Raw genomic sequence first — 26,192 nt, forward strand, 5'->3', positions numbered from 1 at the left:
TTTCAAAATTTTCGAAGCATAGCATCGCTACGTTGAGTAAATTTTGGAACAAGCTATTCTAAAAGACTTAGTTTAACTCGAAAGGAAAAGTTTAAACAGCTTCTAAGTTAAAAAACAGAATATTCAAGTACCCCGCCTTTGGTAATTTCTTCAAACAGTAAAGAAGGATGTTTTAAAAGTTTTCCATTGTACTTTACCTGTTTGATATAAATTTTATCTGGCTGATTGTTTTTCGTTACAATACTGAAGGTTTTGCCTTGATAATACTGTTGGTTGAGTCGAATCGTGATTTTGTCAAAAATTGGAGTAGAAAGCTGCATTGTAGGTTTTTCGGATGCACCACCTTGTACATCAAATAATCCCATTGCACCCAACACGTACCACGCACCCAACTGCCCTTGGTCTTCGTCCTGACCATATCCGTAGCCATGAATTCCCTCGTTACCATAAAACTCGTTACAAATGGCTCGTACCCATTTTTGAGTAAGTTCAGGTTTATGAGTATAATTAAATAACCAAGGAATATGCAAACAAGGCTGATTACCATGATTATAAAGTCCTTGCAAACCTGCAAAGGCATCAATGGTTTGTCCACCTCCGAAAATTGATTTTTGAGAAATACTAAAAATACTATCTAATCTACTGGCAAATAAGGTTTTCCCTATTTTAGACACTAAAGCATCTGGTTGATGAGGCACATAAAAAGTATATTGCCAAGCATTTCCTTCCTGAAACCCACGCCAAGGCTGACCGGGATTGAAATTATCAATAAACTTTCCATTTTTCAGTTTAGGACGTACCAATTTAGTTTTTGGGTCAAATATCTTTTCCCATCCTTTCGACAAACCAATGAGCTGTTGGTAATCTTGCTTTTTACCCAATGCCTTTGCCCATTGTGCCACGGCATAAGTACTAAAAGAATACTCAAGCGTATGAGAACCCGAAAAACTGGGTTCACGATTGAGCGAATCTACGTCGATATGATCAACATAGCCATATTTTACAAATCGTTCTACATCGTCTTTTCCTGCACCCAAAGGTCTATTTTGATACGCCAGCTCATTTTTGAGACTTGCGGCATATCCTTTTTCTATGTCAAAGTCTCGGATACCATACATATAAGCTCCTGCAATGATTAGCCCAACGAAATTTGTACCTACTCCCGACACGTATTTACTGGAAGCAATACCATCGCCAAGCCAACCTGCATCTGAATAAACCAAAAGTTGACTTTTGATATAATCGGAATAATATTCAGGGTACGCTAATGCCCACAATTGAGTCAAGTTCCAGAAAGCTCCCCAAATGGCATCTGTATTATAATGCTGATGTTGGGGCTTGCCTTGAGCATCCAAGGCAATTTGTCCGATACTACCATCATTTTTAGGATAAGCTCCATTGACATCGCTTGCTAAACCCCTTCCCAAAAGAGCATGATAAAGACCTGTATAGAATTTTTGTCGGTCTTTGACCAAACCTCCTTCAATGTTAATTCTACCTAAATAGTCATTCCAAACTAAGGTAGCTTGCTGATGAGCTTGATCAAAGTCAAGGTTTTGGGCTTCTTCACGGAGATTCAAGCGAGCATTTTCAATTGAAGTATAGGATAAACCAGCTTTAATCGTGATAGCTTCTTGGTCATTGGTTGAAAATCGCAAGTATAATCCAGAACCAATACCTTCAATTGAAGTTTTATTCGGAAAAATCTCATTTCCTCTAAATACCCCGACAGTTGTAGGCTTTTTATTCAATACTGCCGAAAAGTACATTCTGGCATCGGCACCATGTTGATATTTTTGGATATATTCGGGCAAAGTAACTACGTATCCTTCAATACGCCCATCCTCCGTCATATATACTTTGGCTTCTTTCACACGCCCACTTTCGCCTTGCTGGTTGCCTATATCAAACAAAATATTGGCGGCATCAGTCGCAGGAAATGTATAACGATGAAAAGCAACTCGCTTGGTAGCGGTTACCTCAGCTTTTACCTTGTAATCTTTTAATAAAACACTGTAATAGCCCGGTTTTGCGATTTCGGTGCTACGCTCAAAAGTCGACCGATAACCTGCTAAACTATTTGATGCTGTGGCTGGTGTAGTAACAAGTTTACCTGTGGTAGGCATAAAAACAATTCCGCCTAACTGAAACTCATGAAAATTGGGAAATCCTTCAATAGAATTATCACGATAATCGTAGCCTGTAGCTTCCCAGCCGTCTTTGTTACCCAAATGTCCATTGGTTGAAGGACCTGGTTTGGCCATTCCAAAAGGTAAAGCTCCGGGAGCAAAGTGAAACCAGCGACAATGTGCCGTACCAATACGAGGTTCTACTTCGTCAATAGGAGAAGTTTGTGCCAATGACGAATTAAGATATAAAAGAGCTATAAGTAAAATGCCTATTTTTTTCATAATTATTACTGAAATTTAGTCGTTTGCCAGTATTTTTCTATTTCTTCTAAAGTCTTGCCTTTGGTTTCTGGAATACGCTTGATACTTAGCCATAAGGCAGGCAAACACATTCCTGCAAAAATCCAAAAAGTAACTGATGGACCTAATGTTTCACTTTTTAACATTATTGGCGTGAGCTGTCCCACAAAAAAATTTCCTATCCATAAGGATAATGTGGCTAATGAAACCGCCTCTGCACGAATGTTATTGGGGAAAATTTCGCTGATAATGATAAAACACACAGGACCAAATGAAAAAGCAAAACTGCCAATAAAGACCAGAATAGCTCCCAAAATCCAGTAGCCTTGTGTATAATTCAAAGAGAAAAGTATGCCGATGAACAAAAGGGCTAAGAATGCCAACAAAACACCCCAAATCAGCAAGGGTTTACGTCCCCATTTATCAACCTTAAATATGGCAATGAAAGTAAAAAGTACGTTGACAATACCAATACTTACTTGTCCGCCGAATGCGTCGCCAAGGGTAAAACCCGCTTTGTCAAGAATAGAAGGACCATAGTATATCACGGCGTTGATACCCGAAACTTGACTCAAAAATGGCAATGCCAATCCAATTAATAGGGGCCGTTGATAGCTTGACGAAAAGAGTTCCTTTAAAACACCTTCGTGCTTTGTGACCGATTGTTGTATTTGATTTACTTCGTTTTGGGCATTGTCAAAATCTATTTTTTGTAAAATATGTCTTGCCGATTCTGTTTTGTTTTTTTGAATCAGCCACCGTGGTGACTCAGGTACAAATACCAAACCTGCCCAAAATAATAAACTTGGCAATAAACCAATGCCAATCATCGCTCGCCAAGAATCGTCCACTAATACAAATTGTAGCCAACCTACAAAATGGCTCGTTTGGGCAATTTTTAGTAAATAAGCATTAGAAAAATATGCAGCCAAGATACCTATGGTAATCGCCAGTTGATACAACGCAACCATTGTCCCTCGGAAGCTTGCGGGAGCTGTTTCGGAAATATACAAAGGACAAATCATAGAGGCTACGCCAATACCGATGCCACCAACCAAACGAAAGCTAATGAGTTCGGAAATATTCATGGCAAACATAGACCCAACAGCAGAAAGAAAAAATAGTCCTGCCGAGATGACCATTACCTTTTTACGCCCAATTTTATCGCTTAATTTTCCCGAAATAATTACACCAATGATACAGCCAAAAATAGCCGAACTTACAAACCAACCTTCCATAATCGCATCGAAATCAAAGCGTTTGACCACAAAAGGAAGTGCTCCTGAAATAACCGCTGTGTCGAAACCAAATAAAAAACCGCCAATGGCTGCAATAAAGCATATCAAAAAAACATAGTAACGATGATGATGAGTCGAAGAAATTTCCATAGTTTTTGAGGGTTTTAGAGGTTATTATTTGATAAAAGCCTGAATTACTTTTACTTCGGTACTTCCCAAATTGATAATTTTAAAATGCTTTACACCAGCAGGAACAATAATGGTTTCGGCATAATGGTATTTCGCCGAATATCCTGTATCGGTTTCTAACAGAATTGCTTCGCCTTCTACCAACATCATAATATGACATTGTTGATTGGTTGGAAGACTAATTTGACGGATAAATTCTAACCTATTGATGGCATAAAAATGTTGCTCGTGTGTAGATAAACGCACGATTTGTCCATCGTCACATTGAGAAATAATGGTTTCTTTAGTAATTAATTCTTGTTCAACACGCTCGCCTTTTCTGGAAAAATCCAAGTTATTAAAAGCATGCTCAATATTGATAGGGCGAGGCTGACCTGCTAAATCGAGGCGTAACCAATCGTACATTTTGAAAGTAAAAATGTAGGGTGTCGCACTGATTTCCAGCACCATATTATTTGCTCCTGCACTATGAACTGTTCCATTAGGTATCAAAAACAAATCATGTTTTTTAGCTTCAAATGCCCTTACATACTTTTCAATATCTACGGGAATATTATTTTTGACGCTATTTTCAAGGACATCTTTAAATTCATTTGCTTGAATATCTTCTTGAAATCCTAAAAATACTTTTGCATTGGGTGCTGCATCTAAAATATAATAGGTTTCATCTTGCGTTATCGTTTCACCAAAGTGTTCTTGGATATATCTCAGAGATGGGTGACATTGGATAGATAAATTTCCTCCTTGGAAGGTATCCAGAAAATCAAAACGTATTGGAAATGCTGTTCCAAAGCGAGCCGCATCTTTTCCTAAAATACCTTCAGATTGCTGTTCCATAAGCCAATCAAATGATACTTCCAATAGCTTTTGGTCGCTTTCAAATACAAGACCATTTTCGGGTACAATCAATTCAAAAGACCATGCGTAATTGACTTCCTGCGTATTGATTTGTTCAAAATGTTCTTTCATCCACTGCCCGCCCCAAGCACCAGCTTCAAACCAAGGTCTTACCCTAATGGGTTGTTGAGTTAATTGTTTCAAACCCTTTTGCAATTCTTGAAAAAATATCCAATTGGTATCATATCGCCATTGTCCATCTGCCACAATTTCAATTCTTGCTGCGATAGATTGTCTGTGTGAATTACAAACTACCCAATCTACAAAGTAAAAGCGTTTGTACATCTGTACAGGGCTTTCGGGTTTTGTATTACCCAAATTGGTAATATGTCCCGCTCGCATGCGATACTGTATTTCGTTTTTTGGAAGGTCGAAATACACTATTTTACCCTTGCCAAACAGCGCAGAGCCTGTACCAATTACAATGGTTAAATCCGCATTCTGAGTCTCGAAAACCTGAGATTTGTATTGTTCCACCTCAAAAAAGTCAGACATAGACAAGTTCGTTTTTTTGCCCCAAACTGCGTCTTTTTCGCCCAGAAACGGATTTACTATTTGTGTGATGACTTCCTCATTTTTCATGAAATCAGCCATTTTAATCCACTCAACACCAATGCCAGCTTCTTGAAAATAAGAAGCTAGAATCTGCTGAATATAAAGCCAGTCATTACCAACGTAGCCATCAATACAGATACTTTTTTGGGTCATAATCCATTGAGCAAGCGTTTGGTATCCTTGAAAAATTTTACCATCGCCCAGCGTATGAAATGGATACATATTGTAAGTATCTTCGGGTATTTGGAGTTGACCTATAGTTTGGGGTAAAAGGGCTTGCGAACTTTTTCTCCAAGGTTTTGGCGGAGAGTCTATCAAAGAGGCCGCACCCATAATTGCTGATAATTCCATGAATTCAGATATTTTAAGGGGTATTTTAGATGTTGCTAATGCTTGTTGTAGTGGAGTAATAAAGAGCGAAGCAGATTTACAGATATTACCACCGATGACTACACATTTTGCCCCAAACTTGCCTATCCAAGGCATTAGGGCTTCTTTTAGGTTTTCACCATATTCTTCAAAAACCTGTTTGGCGGCACTATCTTCGTTTAGAGCAAGTGCTGCGATGGGCAAAACCGCCGAAAATTCATTCCCAGTAAGTTGAGTATAACGCTTTATTAACCATTGAGCTGACAGGTAATCTTCTGCAATGCCATCGGCAAAAGGGACATTATACAAATAGCCATTTTGAGGGATATTTTCGCCATACTTTACTACGGCTTGGTCTTCGATAAAAGTACTTCCCAGACCAGTCCCCAAAGTAATAGCCAAAACTTTTTCATAAACTTTCGTTTCAGTTGATAGACTTTCACCAATACCAAAACAAGTAGCGTCATTTTCAAAAAGAATAGGACAATTAGGTGACAAGGCTAATTGTTCACGAAGGATATTAGCAATGTTAAGTCCGTACAAGGCTTCATATTTATTTACGCCTTGCATCCAACAAACCCCCGTTTCGTAATCAAATGGACCTGGTATGGCCAACGTTATTCCCAGCATATTTTCTTTGGGAATATCAGCTATTGCTGTCTTGAGCGTATTTGTCCAAGTGGCTATAATTGTATCAGCATCAGTATTTTGCTGTATTGAAACCCTTTGCAAACTGGTATCAAGCAAAACTCTTGACGAAGCATCAATCAATGCTGCCGAAATATGCGAGCCTCCAATATCAGCTGACAAAATATATTTTTTGTTCAAATGTTCGTACATATTAAAATATAAAAAAATTAAGAAGACTTTTTAATATCAATTGAATACGTGAATTTATCCGAACGATAATAGCCCACGTTGAACTCAATAGGGCGGTTTCCGGGATCATACACGTATCTTTCACGGTATAAAACAGGCTCGTTTTTTGAAATCTGTAGCATCGAAGCTATTTCAGAAGCCAAAATCGCTTTGATATTTTCGCTAGAACGAACCACTTTTACACCATACTTAGCTTCGAGCATACTGTAGAGAGGTATTTCAAAATCTTCTTCCTTAGTTAAGCCAATGCGTGGGTGAAAGTAGCTTTCAAAATATACAATAGGGTCGTTATCAGTTCCTTTCAACTTTGATAATTTAAGTACTTCTCGACCTTCATTAATATTAAAAAATAAGGCAATTTTAGGATTGGCAGGCACAAACTCAGCTTTGACAAATAGGTTGTTTACTACAATTCCTCGCTCTTTCATTTCTTGGGTAAAACTATACCAGTGGTCGAGCGACGTTTCAAGTACTTTTTGAGGGGCTGCAGTAGTGCCGACACCTTTTTTACGTTTTAATAAACCTTCATGCTCCAACTTATTAGCAGCTTGTCTGATGGTACTGCGAGATACCCCCAACTGATTGGCCAGTTCTACTTCTTTGGGCAACAATGCACCATTGGCATATTCGGGTAGCGTCAGTAAATTTCTAATCAAATCCTCTACCTGTACATGCAAGGGTAATCTACTATTATGGTCTATCTGAAAGTTCATGTTTTATATGTTCGTACAAACGTACAAAATAAAAGTAAATAATCAATGATGTACTGTAGGGTTCTTTAGGGTCTTGATGATTTTGAATCTTATATTTTAACTATTTGAAAGATACAGCATAGTCACTGCCAAGTACACCATAGTCAGTAGCATTGACGGATTTCTACCCGAAGAGGTGCGTTACTAATAGACAAAAAATAAGGAGTAAGAGACTAAGATATACTCAGTAACATCACTCCTTACTTATAACTTTACTACTTAGAAATATTGGATAAATACTAGTAAATATGAATCTTCTCCAGCAAACTAAATTTTACTAAACGATAGCATTGCTGGATAATTTTAACTGCCATCTCCATGCATCTATTATACTTTCTTCTAGCGTTTTTTGGCTTTTCCATTTTAAGAGCGTTGAAGCTTTATCTACATTCCCAAAAATCTTTTCAATATCACCAGCACGTCTTTCTCCAATTACATAGTTTAGTTGTTGTCCACTCACCTTTTCAAACAAATTGATGAGTTCTAAAACAGTGTTTCCTTTACCAGTACCAATATTATATACATCGTAAGATGAAGTACTCTCCTTTTCTTTCAAGGATGCTAATGCTGCTACGTGGGCTTTGGCTAAATCTACAACATGAATGAAATCTCTGATACAAGTCCCATCTGGCGTATCGTAATCATTACCATAAATAGTCAACTTTTTACGAATACCAACAGCTGTTTGTGTAACAAATGGTACTAAATTACTCGGTACTCCACATGGCAATTCACCAATAAGACCAGAAGGGTGAGCGCCAACAGGATTAAAATAACGTAATGCAATGGCTTTCAATGCTACTTTTGAAGCAACTGTATCTCTAATAATATCTTCACAGATTACTTTTGTATTACCATAAGGAGACGTCGCTTGTTGCCGTGGCGTAAGTTCTGTTACTGGAATATTTTCTGGCTGACCATAAACAGTACATGAAGATGAAAAAACGAAATTTGTTACGCCAGTCTTGAGCATTACATCTAATAAAGTAAGGGTAGAAGTAACATTATTTCTATAATAGTCTAAAGGTTTTTCTACTGACTCCCCGACAGCCTTTAAAGCGGCAAAGTGTATAACACCTTCAATTTTTTCATTAATAATTATCTGTTCAAGTATCTCTGGATTGTTACAGTCCTCTTGATAATATTTCACTGGGAATCCCAAGATTTGTTCTAATCTTTTAATTACCGAAATGTCAGAATTACTAAAATTATCAATAATAACTGATTCAAAACCAGCATTTGATAATTCTATAATGGTATGCGAGCCTATGAATCCTGCTCCTCCTGTTACTAATATTTTCATAATTATTATTTATGCCAGTAAATCACACACTTCAAGTGCTATTGTTTTGGCTTCTTCATACGTTCTAGCTTCAGCATAAATACGAATGATGGCTTCTGTGTTCGATTTCCGTAAATGCACCCAAGCTTCTGGCATTTCTATCTTGATACCATCAATCGTAATTAAATTAAAATGCTGATACTTATCTTTAATCCTTTCTAAAATAGTTTCTAAACTAATTTCTTCTGATACGTTTATTTTGTACTTAAACATTTCATAAGCTGGATAGCTTTTCTTTAAAGCCGACAAAGTAATATTACTTGTTGATAAATGACTTAGCAGCAAGGCTATTCCCACTAAAGCATCACGTCCATAATGTAAAGCTGGGTAAATGATTCCTCCATTACCTTCTCCACCAATAATGGCATTTGTCGCTTTCATTTGTTCTACAACATTTACTTCGCCAACTGCCGATGACGTATAGGTTACTCCGTACTTTTTAGAAATATCTTTAAGTGCCATAGTAGATGACAAATTTGAAACCGTATTACCTTTTTCTTTACTTAATATGTAATCCGCTACAGCAACTAGTGTATATTCTTCGTTAAAAGGTTCTCCATTTTCGCACATCAACACCAGTCTATCAACATCAGGGTCTACAGCGATTCCAATATCAAAACCTCCTGCCTGCATTTTTGCTTGCAATTCTCCTAAGTTTTCAGTGAGTGGTTCAGGGTTATGTGCAAAAATTCCTGTTGGTTCACCATTTATTAGTTCAATACTTTCTATGCCTAGCTGTTCTAATAAATGACTTACTGCGATTCCTCCTGATGAATTCACAGCATCTACCAGCACTTTATAGTTTTGACTACGAATCGTTTCAACGTCAACTAAAGGCAAAGAAAGAATAGCATCAATATGCTCGTGTAAAGCATTATCTTTGATGAAATATGAGCCTAAACTATTTATTTCTGTATATTCAAAAGCATTTGAATTGGCTATTGATAATACTTCACTGATTGATTTTGATGAAATAAATTCACCCTTTTCGTTCAATAGCTTTAGCGCATTCCATTCCATTGGATTATGACTAGCCGTAAGAATAATTCCACCAATAGCATTTTCTGCCACTACTGCCATTTCAACAGTTGGTGTTGTCGAAAGTCCAACATCTACCACATCTAAACCCATCGACCGAAGCGTTCCGCTTACTATTTGGCTAATGATGTCTCCAGAAAAACGAGCATCTCGACCAATTATAATTTTACGGCTTTGATTGTTTTTTTGCTTCAACCAAAAACCAAAAGAAGCTACAAATTGAACAATATCATTAGGAGTAAGCCCCTCCCCTACTTTTCCGCCAATTGTTCCTCTAATTCCTGAAATAGATTTAATAAGTGTCATTAGAATTGGTAATTTTTTCTTAAATATTCCTGAACTGTAGCTAAATCATGTTTACTGGTTAAGTCTGGTACATTTTCGTCCATCGGAATACAACAAACAGCATTTGGATGTTGAAAAACCATCATACTTATAGAAGTAGGTAATTCTTTTTCATTACGTATTGGATGAAAAGGTGTTTCTTTCAGGAATGGTAATATCTGTTCTGTGGTTACCATAAAAGCATTCATACTTACCCCTACTCTCCCTGTCTCTTTTAAAAGATGTTCAATGATTCCTTCACTTGGTTTTTCGATAATTGACTCTAAATAGTTTCCTTCACTTGTTCGGATAACTGCAAATGCTTTAATTCTTTCGGGAGGAAATTCAAGAAAATCTCTATTGTAACTAATGAGAGCATTATTGGCAGGACAACTCCAGAGTGCTTCCATTGCTTTTTGAGAATACAAATTATCACTGTTCAATATCAATATTTGTCCTTTTTGCCAGTCTGTATGTTGGCTTAATGCTTGATATACCGCATCGGCTGTTCCAGCAGGTTTTTCTCTGTCAGAGTCGATGTATTGTCTTGCAAAAGAAATCTTTAGTCCCCAAGTATCGTCATTAAGCATTTGGTTTTCGTAATATGCTTGGGTAAAATCATCATTCGGGTGTAGCAGTAATAAAATCTCCTCAAATCCTGCTAAATGGGCATTAAAAAGCTGATAATCAATCAATGATTTTCCAGCTCTTCCAAGCCCTATCATTCCTTTGGTTAAAGTATCAGCTTGCTCTATTAATTCTTGTGCTACTTCAACATTTTCAGCAACTTTTTTCATGCGAGAAGCCACGCCCCCTGCCAGTATTAATATTCTCTTTTTCATTATTGGATAATTATTTATAATCTTAAAATATTGTTTAACAGAAACTTACGACTTAGGGTTACTTTATTTTTCAACACGAGTTCCCTCACCTATTTCTATAATATAGGCTTTTCCTCCTTCTTTTTCGATGGCTTCTGCTACGGCTTCTGGATTGTTCGGAGCGTATGCAAACATACAGCCACCACCTCCTGATCCATTGATTTTAGCCCCCAATGCTCCTGCTTTCAAAGAAGCATCAATCATTCGATTAATTTTTGCTGTTGAAATCTTTTTTGCATCTCGTAAATTAGCCTGATGTAATGTTAGCAATTCACCAAAACGAATATCATTAACTTGATTTTTCTCCAGTATTTCTTTAGCTTCTAATAAAATATCTCTATCCGAAAGATTTCCTTTCAGCAATAACATTTCCTCTGAAGAAAGTAAATCCTTAAACTTATTAGCACTGAATTGTGTTGCTTTTGATAAATCAAAATTTGGTTCAATACTTTTGATTTTATTGATGATTCCCAACATACCATATTTTACGTGTTTAAGTATATTGATAGTATCTTTTGGTTCTTGAGAATCTCCTAATACGAATGTTCCCAATTGTGGGGCATAAGTTTTTATCCGAATCTTGGGTTTACTTTCAAGATAAATAATATCCCCTAATGCTGTGGAATATTGATCCATCATGCCTCCTGGTTCTGAAAACTCCAATACTTCCGCTTGATATGCTAATTTCGCCATTAATGTGGCTGTTGGAGTAATAGGGTTTTCGGCCATTCTAATTAAAAAATTCACCCAAGTAACCATCAATGCAGATGAACTTGAAGTGCCAGAATTAATTGGAATATCGCCACGAACAACGATGTCAAAACCTGTCGAAAATTGATAGCCCAAGCGTTGTAATACATTCATTACACTTCTAAAATAATCACGCTCAAGTATATATGGCAGCTCAGGTTTTATTTCAAAAAACTCTTCTTTGTCTATATCGGGCATTGATATATAAACAACGTTATCCCTTCTTCGTGTGCCTGTAATACTTACTCGCTTTGAAATTCCTGCTGCAATTACTGGCAAACCTAAATAGTCCTGATGTTCTCCAAACAGACAAATCCTACCTGGAGTTGATACTTTTAAATGATTCATAAATGTTTTGTTTCGACAATCATCCTTATATAAAATATGGTGATTGTTAGTAATAAAATAAGCTAATCTTAGAAAGAAGTAAATCCTTTCTTTTTATTTTGATTGATTATAATAGATTATTGGACATGATAAAAAATCATTTCCCTTATCTACATTTTTCATGTCAGTCGGCAAATGATTATAACTAATGTTGTTCTATGAAAATTTAAAAAACGGCTATTCTGTTTTCAGTTTTAATAAGATTCTCCCTTATTGAATCTCAACAAACTTAAAAACAGAGTAGCCATCTTAGACTTTTGACATAATTACTTTACTCAAAACCTATTTAAACGCCGTTTTGACTGGTCGACCAATCCAAACTTGTGGTGTTTTTAGTTTAAAAAGCATAGCAATCGTTGCGGCGGTATCAAAAGTCATTACACTTTCGGTGATTTCATGATTGGCACGAATTCCAGCACCTGTAATAATCCAAGGAATTTGCATTTCTTGCATTGAAATAGCACCGTGTCCTTTATTGATTCCACCGTGGTCGGCCGTAAAAATTATTACAGTTTTGTCGGCAATACCAGCATCTTGAATACTTTTCAGAATCGTACCTATATGGGTATCCGTTCTCTCTACAGACTGGTAATACTCGGGCGTAGCGTGTCCAACGTTGTGTCCAACGCTATCAACATCATGCAAATGAATAAACAGAAAATTGGGTTTCTTCTCTTTGATGTAACTTACGGCTGCATTGGTAGTAGCCACATCGCCATCACAATTCTGGTCTTTATTTACGGCTTGTTTCGGAAACAAATACCCTATTCCGCTCCATTCGTAAACTACACCTATTTCGCTTGCTGGTTTTGCTTTTCGTAACAAACTATACACCGTAGGGAACATGCCGTATTCGTCTAATATTCTGGCGGGCAAATCGGGCTTTTTACTTCCCCATGTGGTATAGCCGTGTAACTCTGGTCCAGCACCCATGACCATTGAAGCCCAATTGGGAGCACTTGACGATGGCAATACTGAGCGCGCTTGCATCGTCCAAGAGCCTTCTTGCATGAGTTTTCGTAAATTAGGTGCATTGACACTTTTGAAAGCATAAGCTCCCAAGCCATCAACGCCTATCAGAATTACGTGTTCTACTTTTTTCTGAGCAAAGCTCAATTGGTACAAAAACAATAGTAGTAATACTTGAAAAAGCTTTCTATTGAATAAATTCAACATAAGGATTGATTTAATGGGCGAATTAGTGTTTATCTAATTCGCCCAATTGTTGAGGCATTGGAAAAATCACTCCAATTCCCATGGTTTTTAATAATGATGCTCGTGATAATGGTTCTCTAAAGTACCATCTTCATATAGCTTCAGAATTGCATAGCCTGGGGCTGTTTCTTGGTAATAGTAAGGTTTAGCAGAATTTTCATCGCCTTTTTCCCACCAAAATCCACTCATCGCTCCATTACAGAAATATTGAACGCCATTAAAAACATTGCTATCAAGTAAATGCTGATGTCCTGATAAACAAACCTTTACTTTTTCTTTATGTTTATAGAAAAGCTTTCTCAAAATTACATTGTCGCTATGCGTGCCACCTACCCATGCTCCTGTTACAGAAAGAATAGGGAAATGCGACATCAGTAAAGCAAAATGCCCAGTAGGAACATCTTCTAAGCCTTTTTCAAGCCATGCCATTTGCTCTGGGTCTAAAGAAACACCTTTATTATTCCCGTCTAAAATAAAGAAATGCCAGTTTTTCTTTGAAAAGCTGTAATAGCGATGTGGCATTCCTAAGCGTTTGGCGGCATAATTGACTCCGTACATTTCATCTTCTTTAGACGGAGCATGCCACCAAGGGTCATGATTGCCAACACAGCTATGCAACTCGTATTTATCTATTACTTTGATACTTTCGTCCCATGCACTCCACTGGTCAAGCATTTTTTCACGAGTAACGTCGCTATAATCTGCCGCAAAAATGGAATCGCCGCTATTGAGGAAAAAATCTACTTTATGTGTCATTACTTCCTTCAAACATTTCTGGAAACGTTCAGGGGCATTATCTCTACGACGGAGATGAACGTCTGTAATATGACCAATAGTCAATATTGGTTTGATTTTGCTACGCAAATCTTGATTTGCCTGTGCCTCTTTGGTAGAAGCTCCTATAGCGGTGGCTGCCAAAGAGCTACTGACAAGAAAGTCTCTTCTCTTCATAAAATTACCAACCTGTTGGTTGAGTTAGGTTTTTGTTTAAAATAATTTGCTGTTGTGGTATCGGGAAATAGTAATATTTACTTTCGTTAAAATCACGAGGTTGATTTTTGTCTTTCGTGAAAACGATATTTCCAGAAGTACCATTGCTCAAATAAAAACTTCCATCAGAAAGGTAATATTTTACAATTTTACTTTTAATATCTGCTGGTAAAGTTGCCAAAGGTTCTTCTTTGCCTGGAGCTTCCAAAATAGCAATATCTTCTTTTCCATCGCCAGTTACATCTATTCCTCCTAATTTAGATACATACATTCCATTAGAAGCCTTAACCAATAACTTTCCTACTTTCCAACGATATATATCATCAAAACGGAAGCCTTCGCAAGCTAATTCAACTCTTCTTTCACGTCTGATTTCTAAAATAACCCCTTTGTTACTTCCACTTACATTGGGATATTTATTGGATAAATATGAGTCGGGATTAGCATTGGCATTGCTCAAATTCAAGTCGGGCATTCCAACTCTTTTACGAAGTAGATTGACTGTTTTGTCCAAATCTGTTTGTGTTAATTGCCCTAGTTCTGCTTTTGCTTCTGCATAAACTAATAATGGTTCAGCTAAACGGTAAATAGGAAGGTCAGTATAGTTTAGTCCATATCCACCACGCAAAGATGGATCACGTGGATAGAATTTTACTTGCAAATATCCACCGAAACTTGGCTTCGGTAAATAAGGGTTTGTACCTGGAACTGTGGTAAAACCTGGAGGCATAATTGTTTCAGATAATCTAGGATCACGATTAGCAAAAGACTCTACAAAACCCAATTTATCATAATTACTTTTTGAAGTAAATGTCGTTCCATCACTGTTTAAGAAATCATTCGCTAAGTCTTGGCTTAAAGCCCATTGCCAGTCTAATACAACGTGCGTATTATTGGTAATTCCGTCTTCTTTGCTGTTCTTATTGAGCATAATAACCTCCTTATTGGCAGATAAGTTGTTACTTGAGAAAAGGTTTCTAAAATCTACCGCACCATTTCCCGTGCTAGTCAGTGAAAAACCACCACGTTCCATCACCTCTTGGGCTGCACTCGCTGCACGAGTAAGGAATCTTGTTGAAGTACTTTTCAAATTTAATTCATCATGATACAAACGGAAAGTTCCCTCGTGTAAAGAAGTACGGGCCAATAATGTCAGGGCTGCCCATTTTGTCACCATGGTATTGTTGGTTCTTGAGGGTAAAATATTAGCAGAAGCATATTCTAAATCGTTCATGATTGAATCTACCACAACAGTACGGGGGTCTTTGGCTTTATAAAGCATCTGTTCATCATTTGAAGCAAGCACTGCTGAGTACCAAGGCACATCGCCATATCTTTTTACCATATCATAGTAAACCATTGCTCTAAAGAATCTACCAACGCCGATGTAATGTTTTATGAGTGACGGATCGCCAGAAGCCTTTCCTGCGCGAGTAAGGAAAAAATTAATCCGACGTACAGTACCCCAAGCGTTCCAGCCTCCTACCGAAGCAGGTGTTAGTGATCCACGAATTAAGTTTTCAGTATCACTCCCTCCTGTATAAACTGAAAGATTATCTGAATAAATATCCTCCCAACGTGGGCCAATCGAGCCATAAAACCCATTTGTATATGTCTCTAAGTCAGACACATTGGCAAAGAAAGTATCCTCTGTAATAGCCGTTTGTGGTTTACGGTCAAGGAAATCGTCTTTACATGATACACACAAAGACAATAATATGAGTAAAGAAATTTTAATATTTTTCATAATCTAAAGAGCTGAAATTAAAAGTTTAGATTTAATCCAAAAGCATAAGTACGCTGAAAAGGATACACTGCGTTAGCGCTACTACCACTACCTAATGTTTCAGGGTCTAATTTCACTTTGGTATAAGTTATTTCGAAAATATTTTCTGTGCTTACAAACAACCTAACTTTATCAATCTTAGCTTTTTTCAATAATGAAGCTGGTAGCGTATAGCCAAGGGTGATATTTTTGACTCTCATATAAGCGGCATTTTGCATATATTTTTTGTTGGGTAATGACAACTGTTCTCCAGAGTTCTCTGCTGTATAAGCACGAATAGCAGGGAAATATGCGTCAGGGTTTTCAGGAGTCCAGTGGTCTAAGTTTTGTACGGTAACGTTAGTCCAAGGTTGGGCAAATACTCCCCAGAAATAAACATTTGAAGCATCTGGATACCAATCACGCTTAGCAACACCTTGCATAAACACACGTAAATCAAAGCCTTTCCAAGAAGCACTCATATCCATCCCAAAAGTATATCTTGGGCGACTATTACCGATTTTATACATATCACCTGGGTCATTTACGGTTTTTTGTCCTTTGTTTACAATGCCATCACCATTTCTGTCAGCAAAAATTGGGTCTCCCACAAAGAATTGATACGATTGCTCAGCTGCTCCCATCGCTTTCTGGTCAGGGCTATTTTTGAGTTGTTCTTGATTTTGGAAATAGCCAATTATATCAGCTCCCCATATCTCGCCAATTTCTTGTCCTTCATAATATTGATTCAACAATTTACTTGGATTATCAAAACGTGTGATATAACTACGGCTATCAGCCAAGTTAAACGCCAAATTATACTGAAAAGGTGATTTTCCTAGGTTAAATTGGTCTCTCCAACCAAGGCGGAACTCCCAACCTGTTGTTTTTAAATCACCTGCATTCTCTTTAGGTACACTTGTTCCAAAAACTGCAGGCAACGCCTTTCCCGGAATAAGCATATCATTGGTATAACGAGTAAACTTATCGAAGTTGACTTGTAGGCGGTTACTCATAAAAGCTAAATCCATACCAAAGTTGACAGTCGCAATTTTTTCCCAAGAAAAATTACCAGAAACCGCTCCAGGAGCATTTACTGTCTGAGGGCGAGATGTACCTAAAATCTGAGAAACTTGCGAAGAAGACATACTTGGTATATAATCATATTCACCAACAGAAGCTTGGTTACCAAGTATTCCATAAGAACCTCTTAGTTTCAACAAACTAATAAAATTGTTGGAATTGATATTACGAATAAATTCTTCGTCAGAAACAACCCATCCAGCAGATACAGACGGGAAGAAGCCCCATCTTTTACCTTCTGGGAAACGGGATGTTCCGTCATATCGACCGTTTAATTCTAAAAGATATTTATCATTATAACTATAACCTAAGCGGTAAAATATGCCTCTTACAGCCCAATCAGCGATTGATTCTGAAGAGCTCATCGTTCCCGTACTTAAACCGATTGATGGCAGCGTTGTAGATATAATGTTGTTTCTGCTAATACTAGAAGAGATACTTTTTCTATACTCTTGGTTGAAACCAGCCAATGCTTGGATAGAATGTTTGCCAAATAACTTATGCAAATCACCATAAAAGTTGAATACTGTATAATCAGTATTACCATTGATGTTCTGAGCCCAGCTTGTGGTTGAACCTGTATTCAAAATGGGGTTATTGGGACCTGTTTTGTAAGGAATAGGTACATCAAAAGCTCTGGTTAAGCTGGCTCCACGTCTGAAGGTAGCCTCTCCTTTGATATCGAAAACACCTTTTATTACCGTTGCTTTAGCCCCAAAACTACTTTGTAATTCAGTGATTGATGCTGCCGAACGTCCACCATCTTGTAATCTCCCTAATAATCCCGCTCCTGAGCTCGTCCAAGAACCATCTGGATTACGAGGAATATCCAAAGAGTTTGTTCTATTTACATTCCAGAAGAAATTGCCATCAATAAACACAGGAGAATCATAATTAGTAAAAGTAATCTGAGTATTATTACTAAAAGAGAGCCACTTTGTTACATTCAAATCTACTTTCCCACGGATATTATATCTTTTATAAATATCATTTCCATACTTCAAAAGTCCGTCTTGTTGATAATAATCAGCTGAAAAATAATAGCTTAAATTCTCTGCTCTTTTTGAAATAGAAACATTTGAATTATAAGTTGGTGCTGTTGGTTGATAGGCTTCTTGAATCCAGTTAGTATTACCATAATAAGCCCAATTGGATGGCGTGGTTGGGTCAATAATTGCCGCTGGTAGGGAGAGATCACCAGAACGCTGTTTTGCATATACTCTTACTGCGTCTGGATATAAATTGTAAAGCGGTATTCCAGCTTGATGTTTTATGCTCATTACCTGATAAGGGTCAGTAACCAAGTCTGGCATTTTTCCAATTGTTCTGAATCCTACATTTGAATTTACGGTAACATTCATTTTATTGCCTTGTGGGGTCTTGGTTGTAATTAGCACAACACCAAATGCAGCTCTTGCACCATAAATAGCTGCCGAAGAAGCGTCTTTCAAAACTGTAACACTCTCAATATCATTGAAGTTAATTCTTGAAACTTCAGCTACTGTAAAAGGAACGTTATCAACCAATACAAGAGGATCTCCTCCATTGATACTTGTAATACCTCTAATATTAAAACTTGGGGCTGCACTTGGACGACCACTTGGGTTTGAGATATTCAAATTGGGGATAAGACCTTGTAAACCAGAGGCTACGTTATTGATAGGACGACCCTCAAGTTGTTTTGAACTGACGGCATCTACAGAACCGGTTAGATTGATTTTCTTTTGAGCACCGAAACCGACTACGATAACTTCATCGATATTTTTATCTTCCGACAACAATCTTATTGTAATATTCGACTGTTTTCCAATTTCAATGATTTGTGATTTGTAGCCGATGTAAGATACTATCAGCTTTGTGTTTTCTTGAACAGATAAAGTAAAGTATCCATCAGCATCGGAAACTGTTCCTACCGTGCTTCCATCTACTTTGATATTTGCTCCTGCTAATGGTTTATCATTTTCATCCGTGACTCTCCCTCGAAGATTTTTATCTTTAAAAATAGCAGATGAAATGTTGTTCCGAAAAGGAGAGCCAATAGCCACAATCGGGCAATAACATAGGATAAAAAGCGTCACTGCGAATAAGCGGGACAGCGTAATCAATCGCCATTTTGTAGGGCGACGATTATTAATCCGGGTAAAAGTGTTCATAACTCAGACCGATATTTTAAAAGTTAAAGGAGATAAATTGAGTAATAAGACAGACTTTGCACCTGCAGGGCGGATAAACTTAACAAGCTAATTTAAGAAAACTAAATATGCCTGCTAAAATTATCAGTACAAATTTAATAAACTTTTGTTTAATATAAATAAACTTTTTATAAAATAATTTATGTTATATATAATAAAAATATAATTCAGTATAAATATTGGGAAATCAACAAAACTGTAAGTATCCTTATAAAAGATTTTTAACTTAAATTTTGAGATAAATGACCAAAAATCGGTAATATTGTACCTATGGAAGCATTATTTATATTAGAGGTTGGCCGCCGAATAAAACAACAAAGGCTTGATAAAAGAATGACATTACAGGAACTGGCCGACAAGTCGGGGGTCAGTAAAGGCTTAGTTTCTCAAATAGAAAACGGCCGAACTATTCCCTCACTCTCGGTAATGTTTGGTATCATTCAATCATTAGAAATTGAAGTAAGCGAGTTTTTTCAAGGGCTTAGTCTTCTTGAGCCAACAATTTTGGTTAACCGTAAATCAGAATATACTACATTTGAAAAAGAAGATGCTAAGGGTTTTAGTTACAAGCGTATTATGATGCGTAATCTTCCTTCTAGTACAATAGATTTTGTTCTTTTAGATCTGAGCAGTGACTCTTACCGTGAAGAAGTCACTACGGATGCTTATGAGTTTATTTATGTGATAAAAGGTCAAACAGAATATAAGATAAATGATCAATCTCTTTTGCTTGAAGAAGGAGATTCAATGTTTTTCGATGGAAGATTACCTCATCTACCAAGGAATATTTCAGATACTACTTGTCAGCTTTTTGTAATTTATTTCTTTGCGCAAAGTAGCTAACCCTTTCTATATACGTTTGTGTAATTTTAAAGAAATAAGTAAAGAGGAAAGTAAACACATCAAAGCTATTAGTAAAAAAATATGCGCTGTATTACCAGTAATGTCAATCAGTTTTCCAAGAATGGGCTCTCCAAGAGCCGCAAATAGATAGCCAGTCATATTCATCAATCCGATTCCAGTACCTGTTCGTTCATTTCCCAACATCTCTGGGCATAAAGTCCAATAGTTACTCTGAGGGCCATAGACAAAAAATCCTGCAAACAACATCATTAATCCTTGTAGCATTAAGTTATTTACTGGAGCGACATAAATAACTAATGCTATAATCATACTCATCAGCATTCCAAAACGAATAGATGCAATTCTGTCACCTTTGAATATAGTGTCTGAAAGTACACCAAATGAAAGTGCTCCAATAGACATTCCGACAGGTAACAAAAAGGTCATCCATAACGAATGCTGATTCTGTTTCCAATTATTTCCTAAATAGTGTACAGGCACCCAAAAAATAAAACCATACCTTGCCATACTCTCAAAAGCAAATGAAAGCGTAACAATTAAAAAGCCCTTATTTCTAAAAATGTCTTTATAACGGTCAAGCCATTTATCTTGCTGTGCATGTTGTTGTGAGTTTTCGTCTAAATCAAGGAAACCTAGCTCTGATGGTTTGTCTCTAGCAAAAATTAAAAATATGGTAGCTGTTACAAATAAAAGTAATACTGGCAAGCGGAAAAGTATTCTCCATTCATGCTCTTCTTGTAAAATAAAAATAGAAATAAGATAAGTAACTACAGACGAAACTCCTGCTGCCATTGTATAAAAGCTAAATGCTTTTCCTTTTTCTTCATTATTCCACCAATTAGAAATTAGTTTTCCTCCTGGCGCCCAAGCCATTGATTGAAAAAAACCATTTAATGCCCATAATACAAATACCAATTCTATTGTATTTACAAAACTAATGGCCACATTAGCAGCAATCGATAAATATGCACCAAGTGGCATCATAATTCTTGCACTATAACGATCTGCAAGATTACCACTTACAAACTGTCCAACAGCGTAACCCAACAACATCGAAAAACTAATCCATCCAATTGTTGTAAAAGGAACTTTAAAATATTCCGCCATTCCATGCGCAGCCCAACCAAAGTTGTGTCGACCAGTATAAAAAAACAAATAGCAAATCATTGTTAATATCAACATTTTCCATTGCTGTTTGCGAAATAAATTGGGCATATTTTTGTTTTTTTAGTTATTTAAACGAATGCCTACTCTCAGAGGTTTATGATCAACAGCATATTCAAATGCTTGTTGTCCTTGAGCTAGGGAAAACTCTTTACCAATTATTTTTTCAAAAGGGAAATGTGTGTAATTACGCTCCATAAAATCAACTGCATAAACAAGGTCTTCATAATTATAGTTATGCAAACCCTTAATAGTAATTAGTTTTCTTACAATTTGTTCTGCATTAATCTTCAAGTTGCGTGAATGGAAAACGGCACCAATCCATATTGCTATTCCTCCTACGCCTAGTGCTATAAGACCAGCCTCCATAGCTTCTGCTGCTCCACTCATATCAAACACAACATCTATCTTATTTGAATGTTTATTGAGTAATGCTGAATTTCCTTCAAGATTTCCCTGTTGCAACATGTATGTTTCATCAGCTCCAAAATCTAAGGATTGTTTCAATCTTTCTGCATTTATATCTGCAGTAAATATGTTAGCTGCTCCTGCATCCTTACACATGGCTACACACACTATGCCAAGTAAACCTAATCCTGTAATTAGTACACGCTTAGATTTTAAATCACCAGCAAGTCGCAAAGCCCCAGCAACAGTTGCCACAGAGCAATTGATTGTCGCAGCTACGCTCAAAGGTATGTTCGAAGGAATTTTTAAAACAGCAGTGTTTTTCTTTAATATACAATAATCAGCCAATCCTCCATGAAATGCATCATTATCAGTAACTTGGGCATGACCATACTTGAACAATCCCGAAGATTTCTGTGGCATTCCTCTAAGTGCCTCTATTGATTTTGGGTCTGACGAAAAAATACTCCAAGTAACTCTATCTCCTTTTTGTAATTGACTCCCTATATAATCATGATTAGAATGCTCCGTCCCTATTTCTATGACTTCACCAACAATTTCATGACCAAGTACACTTGGTGTCTTTTCATGCCTTAGTCCACAAAAGGTATGAAGATCGCTCCCACAAATAGTTGTATACAGATTCTTTACAAGAATCTCCTCAGGTCCTATTGGAGGAAGCTCTCTTTCGATAAGCTCCATTTTTTCATTAGCTCCGTTAAACACTAGAATTTTACCTAAACGCATTTCTAATTAGTAAATAAAAAATTGAATATGATACAAATATAGTAATTCAAAAGTTTATTAATACTAAACTTTTGTTTATTTTAATGTTAAATTAAAAACAATTTTGTACTGTCATCTAAATGAAATAACTAAGATGTGTAAATTTGTGATATTGTTATGAAGCCTCAGCCTCGATATGACTACTAATTAAGAAGAGTATAATATAAAAAGTGTAGAACTGAAAAGTGTACATTGAAAGCGAAGAGGAGTTGTCTTTATACAAAAACGCCAGACTTTAAAACCCATTACTTCGCTTATCGTTTACTTCGTTTTTAAAAATTAACTAAATATTTCTTTAACTCTTTTTTGTGTAAATCCTGGTGAAGTCGTCATTCCTTTTCCTCCAATACCTGTAGCAATAAAGATTTTTTGTTCTATATCATGTTCATAAATTCCACCATCTTTTGTTTGGGAATAATAACCTGCCCAGTATTGTTGTATTTGCCACGTTGGTAAATCTATCATTCGTTGTGCTTCTTTTAAAATTAAGTCATTGATAGTGATATCAATACTAAAATCTAAATCAGCAGCTTGTTGTATAGAAGCATATTCATGCGAATCACCAATAATAATACTGCCGTCAATAGCCTGTTTGAAGAGAATATGAATACCCCATTTTTGGTATTCCTTCAAAAATTCGGGGAAATGAATTGTTGGGTAGGACTCACAAGATTTAAAACTGTCGTATCGACGAATACTTAATCCCGAAAGAATATTTCCCCGAAGCTCTATTTGGGGCATCGGAACAGTTGACATCATATTTAGCTTACAGATACTCAAATCACTATTTTCAAAGAGTTCTGGGAATAATGCTTTAAAATCTCGTCCATTACAAATGGCTACCTTTTCCGCAAAAAACTTTTCTCCTTTGGCACTAACAACCTCACAAATGCCTTGATTTATGCTACAATCAATTACGGTTGTGTTGTTGAGATATACCAATCCATATTCTTGAATCAATAAATTACGAACTCGGTTTACCATCAAACGAGGTTCGACCGAAAATTCTTGAGGAAAAAACAAACCTCCTTTACAATAGGAATTTTTTAAGGATGGAATTTTTTCGATACAACTTTTCGAATTTAATAAATTAGCTTGGTAATCTCTTTCCTGAAAAAGCTGTTTAGCTTCTTCCAACAATTGTAATTCGTCATCGTCAGAGGCTAGGTAATACGAACCATTTGGTCGTGCCGAAATATCTGTTTGTTGTTGAATATTACCGTAAATTTCTAAAGAAGTACGACCATATTCAAACCAAGTATCAAGGGCTTGACCCGAAGGAACTACTTGTCCGAAATTCCGAACGGTAGCTTCTACGGGAGTCGTATCTTTTTCGAGCATCAAAACTTTTTTACCTGCTTTCAATGCATGAAAAGCATGAAATGTACCAAGATTACCGGCTCCAACAACAATTAAATCATATTTAGTCATGATGTATAGTTAAATAAGTTGAGAGGATTTAGTTCAAATATTTTTTAATCGACGCAATATTGGGCAATAAACCGTCATTTTGATAAGGCCTTAACTGTGTTTCGGAGTGCGTACCATTGGTTACTCCCAATGAATATTTGACACCAGCTTTCTGCCCTGACAATAAATCGGAAGGAGTATCACCAATATTAATAACCTGCTTGGGGTCAGTAATGCCAAATATTTGCATCGCATATTGAATCATATCTGGTTCTGGGCGACCATTTTTTACTACCTCTGGCGTAATAGAGGCATCAATAAGACTATTCCCATTGGCGATATATTGCTCATTTAACCCATCTAACCAACCTAATTTTCCCAGAATAATATCGGCTACTTTTCGATAAAAACCTGTTGTTAGGGCAATATTGATTTTTTTCTCTCGAAGAAAAGAAAAAATTTCTAAACATCCTTCTGTTGGATAAACGGGGTTATCGAGATAATGATTTTCAAGGATTTCGCAGAATGTCTGGTATGATTCATCTACTTTTCTCTGTATCTCTATATTATCGGTTAACTGTTCCGACCAAAGAAGTTCAAATACATATCTTTTGGAATAGCCTTGCAAGGCTAATACTCTTTCAGGACTTACTATTAGCCCTGTTTGAGAGGCTGCTTTTATAAAACAAATTTCTACCTCGTGTTGGTCTTGGACAGTTGTGCCAGCCATATCAAACACTACCAGTTTAATTGCACTCATAATTATTGAATTAATATAGTTTTTAGTTTTCTATCGAAAATCACGATAGAAAAGAACTTGGTTTAATATAAGTAATATGCTTAGGGATATTTATTTAAAGGCATCCATGACAGGTTTGCCAATCCATACTTGCGGTTGCTTTAATTTAAAAAGTTTGGCAATGGTTGCTGCAGTATCGAATGTCATTACGCTTTCGGTCACTTCATGATTCGTTTTTATACCAGGGCCGGCAATAATCCATGGTATTTGCATTTCCTGCATCGAAATAGACCCATGATTTTTGTTGATTCCTCCGTGGTCGGCTGTAAAGATTATTACCGTTTTCTCTGCAATACCTGCATCTTTGATACTCTGAATAATTTTTCCTAAATAAGTATCCGTTTTTTCTACCGATTGGTAATATTCGGGCGTATCGTGACCTATAGAATGTCCCACGTGGTCAACTTCGCCAAAATGGATAAACAAAAAATTAGGTTTTTTCTCTTTGATATAACCTACTGCTGACAATGTAGTAGCACTATCTCCTTCACAATTTTGGTCTTTATCAACTGCTTGTTTTGGAAACAAAAATCCAATTCCATCCCATTCATATATTACGCCAATTTGGCTTGATGGTTTGGCTTTTCGCAATAAACTGTACACATTCGGAAACATCCCGTATTCATCTAATACTCGTGCAGGTAAATCAGGTTTTTCGCTACCCCAAGTAGTATAGCCATGTAATTCTGGCCCAACACCCATTACCATTGAAGCCCAATTAGGAGCGCTCGACGAAGGTAAAACAGAGCGTGCTTGCATTGTCCAGCTACCTTCGCTCATCAACTTTCTTAAATTGGGCACACGAGTTTTTTTAAATGAGTAAGCTCCTAAGCCATCTACACCTATCAATATAACGTGTTCAATTTTACTTTGAGAAAAAATCGTTTGAGAAAAAACAATAAATAAGAATGTTTGTAAGATTATTTTTGTCAATTGGTTTAACATAATATCTGAACTTTTATGAAACTAAAAAAATGCCTATCATATTAATTATTATTAACGTGATGAAATTGATTGTGCAAATATATTAAACTTTTGTTTAGTATTAATAAATATTTTTATTTTTTTCAAGTGAGAGATATGTGGTAATTTATCCATCTACTCCTAATTAAAATTTAGTTTAAATCTTCCCTTTTATGGAGATACTATCAATAATGAACTCTCCTATCCATTTCGATGCTTTCTCGTAAGAACAACTGAAAACTTGTGATTCTGAAAAATCATTTTGTAATGTGGGCATTTACTTCATCCAAAATTCGTTCGTCAGCAATAGCGATTTCTTTCCCAAAATCTGTAATAAATAGCTTTCTGCCAACTACTTCTGTCAAGGGAATATCAAACTAATCTTGAAAATTTCTGAGCTACAGGTTGCGTTAAATGTAGCTCCTCCGTAGCCTTTGTGATACGCTTAGTTTGGGTAACTTTTAGGAATACCTGTAATTGATGCAAGGTGTATTCATAAATATATTTAATGATTATCATTACA

General features: G+C 36.5%; 18 protein-coding genes and 1 pseudogene. 1 reads left to right on the plus strand and 18 read right to left on the minus strand.

Going from position 1 to position 26,192, the window contains the following annotated elements; all coding sequences use genetic code 11:
• Nucleotides 1–107: 107 nt before the first annotated feature.
• From VB264_RS11265 to VB264_RS11320, 12 genes are all read right to left on the minus strand, one after another.
• Nucleotides 108–2,411: a GH92 family glycosyl hydrolase gene (locus VB264_RS11265; protein WP_323249404.1), complete on the minus strand. Its 2,304-nt coding sequence runs from the start codon at nucleotides 2,409–2,411 to the stop codon at nucleotides 108–110.
• Between the two features lie 5 nt (nucleotides 2,412–2,416).
• On the minus strand, nucleotides 2,417–3,817 hold the full coding sequence (locus VB264_RS11270) for a sugar porter family MFS transporter (protein ID WP_323249406.1): 1,401 nt from the start codon (nucleotides 3,815–3,817) through the stop codon (nucleotides 2,417–2,419).
• Between the two features lie 24 nt (nucleotides 3,818–3,841).
• Nucleotides 3,842–6,517 carry an ROK family protein gene (locus VB264_RS11275; protein WP_323249409.1) on the minus strand — a complete coding sequence of 892 codons (2,676 nt, stop codon included), beginning with the start codon at nucleotides 6,515–6,517 and terminating at the stop codon, nucleotides 3,842–3,844.
• A gap of 17 nt (nucleotides 6,518–6,534) precedes the next feature.
• On the minus strand, nucleotides 6,535–7,269 hold the full coding sequence (locus tag VB264_RS11280) for a GntR family transcriptional regulator (RefSeq protein WP_323249411.1): 735 nt from the start codon (nucleotides 7,267–7,269) through the stop codon (nucleotides 6,535–6,537).
• A 316-nt stretch (nucleotides 7,270–7,585) separates the two neighbouring features.
• Nucleotides 7,586–8,611, minus strand: coding sequence for a UDP-glucose 4-epimerase GalE (galE, locus tag VB264_RS11285; RefSeq protein ID WP_323249413.1), 1,026 nt, complete (start codon nucleotides 8,609–8,611; stop codon nucleotides 7,586–7,588).
• A gap of 9 nt (nucleotides 8,612–8,620) precedes the next feature.
• Nucleotides 8,621–9,994 carry a phosphoglucosamine mutase gene (glmM, locus tag VB264_RS11290; protein ID WP_323249415.1) on the minus strand — a complete coding sequence of 458 codons (1,374 nt, stop codon included), beginning with the start codon at nucleotides 9,992–9,994 and terminating at the stop codon, nucleotides 8,621–8,623.
• Nucleotides 9,994–10,854, minus strand: a complete 861-nt coding sequence (locus VB264_RS11295) for a sugar phosphate nucleotidyltransferase (protein WP_323249418.1) — start codon at nucleotides 10,852–10,854, stop codon at nucleotides 9,994–9,996. Before VB264_RS11295 ends, glmM begins: the two co-directional genes overlap by 1 nt.
• A 63-nt stretch (nucleotides 10,855–10,917) precedes the next feature.
• The gene (locus tag VB264_RS11300; protein WP_323249420.1) at nucleotides 10,918–11,991 is read right to left on the minus strand and encodes a GHMP family kinase ATP-binding protein; all 1,074 of its coding nucleotides are present in this window, start codon (nucleotides 11,989–11,991) and stop codon (nucleotides 10,918–10,920) included.
• Nucleotides 11,992–12,312: 321 nt separating this feature from the next.
• Complete coding sequence (locus VB264_RS11305) at nucleotides 12,313–13,206, minus strand: alkaline phosphatase (RefSeq protein ID WP_323249422.1); 894 nt, start codon at nucleotides 13,204–13,206, stop codon at nucleotides 12,313–12,315.
• Between the two features lie 87 nt (nucleotides 13,207–13,293).
• Entirely contained in the window at nucleotides 13,294–14,196 is a 903-nt protein-coding gene (locus VB264_RS11310) for a metallophosphoesterase family protein (RefSeq protein WP_323249424.1), read from the minus strand.
• Nucleotides 14,197–14,200: 4 nt separating this feature from the next.
• Nucleotides 14,201–15,982 carry a RagB/SusD family nutrient uptake outer membrane protein gene (locus VB264_RS11315; protein WP_323249427.1) on the minus strand — a complete coding sequence of 594 codons (1,782 nt, stop codon included), beginning with the start codon at nucleotides 15,980–15,982 and terminating at the stop codon, nucleotides 14,201–14,203.
• Between the two features lie 17 nt (nucleotides 15,983–15,999).
• Nucleotides 16,000–19,236 (minus strand): SusC/RagA family TonB-linked outer membrane protein, encoded by a 3,237-nt coding sequence (locus VB264_RS11320; protein WP_323249429.1) that lies wholly within the window; start codon nucleotides 19,234–19,236, stop codon nucleotides 16,000–16,002.
• A 309-nt stretch (nucleotides 19,237–19,545) separates the two neighbouring features.
• On the opposite strand from VB264_RS11320, the gene VB264_RS11325 reads away from it, so the two are divergent.
• Nucleotides 19,546–20,118, plus strand: a complete 573-nt coding sequence (locus VB264_RS11325) for a helix-turn-helix domain-containing protein (protein WP_323249431.1) — start codon at nucleotides 19,546–19,548, stop codon at nucleotides 20,116–20,118.
• Nucleotides 20,119–20,124: 6 nt separating this feature from the next.
• Here VB264_RS11325 and VB264_RS11330 read toward each other — a convergent pair whose 3' ends face one another.
• From VB264_RS11330 to VB264_RS11355, 6 genes and pseudogenes are all read right to left on the minus strand, one after another.
• Complete coding sequence (locus tag VB264_RS11330; protein WP_323249433.1) at nucleotides 20,125–21,354, minus strand: MFS transporter; 1,230 nt, start codon at nucleotides 21,352–21,354, stop codon at nucleotides 20,125–20,127.
• A gap of 12 nt (nucleotides 21,355–21,366) precedes the next feature.
• Nucleotides 21,367–22,458, minus strand: coding sequence for a zinc-binding dehydrogenase (locus VB264_RS11335; RefSeq protein WP_323249435.1), 1,092 nt, complete (start codon nucleotides 22,456–22,458; stop codon nucleotides 21,367–21,369).
• 318 nt (nucleotides 22,459–22,776) lie between these two features.
• Nucleotides 22,777–23,928, minus strand: coding sequence for a TIGR03364 family FAD-dependent oxidoreductase (locus tag VB264_RS11340; RefSeq protein WP_323249437.1), 1,152 nt, complete (start codon nucleotides 23,926–23,928; stop codon nucleotides 22,777–22,779).
• Nucleotides 23,929–23,956: 28 nt separating this feature from the next.
• The gene (locus VB264_RS11345) at nucleotides 23,957–24,667 is read right to left on the minus strand and encodes an HAD family hydrolase (protein WP_323249438.1); all 711 of its coding nucleotides are present in this window, start codon (nucleotides 24,665–24,667) and stop codon (nucleotides 23,957–23,959) included.
• Between the two features lie 90 nt (nucleotides 24,668–24,757).
• Nucleotides 24,758–25,651, minus strand: coding sequence for an alkaline phosphatase (locus VB264_RS11350; protein ID WP_323249441.1), 894 nt, complete (start codon nucleotides 25,649–25,651; stop codon nucleotides 24,758–24,760).
• A 290-nt stretch (nucleotides 25,652–25,941) separates the two neighbouring features.
• Nucleotides 25,942–26,188, minus strand: a pseudogene (locus tag VB264_RS11355) (helix-turn-helix domain-containing protein); the annotation flags it as partial.
• Nucleotides 26,189–26,192 lie beyond the last annotated feature (4 nt).

The sequence above is a fragment of the Arcicella aquatica genome, from assembly GCF_034928825.1.
GTDB lineage: Bacteria > Bacteroidota > Bacteroidia > Cytophagales > Spirosomataceae > Arcicella > Arcicella aquatica.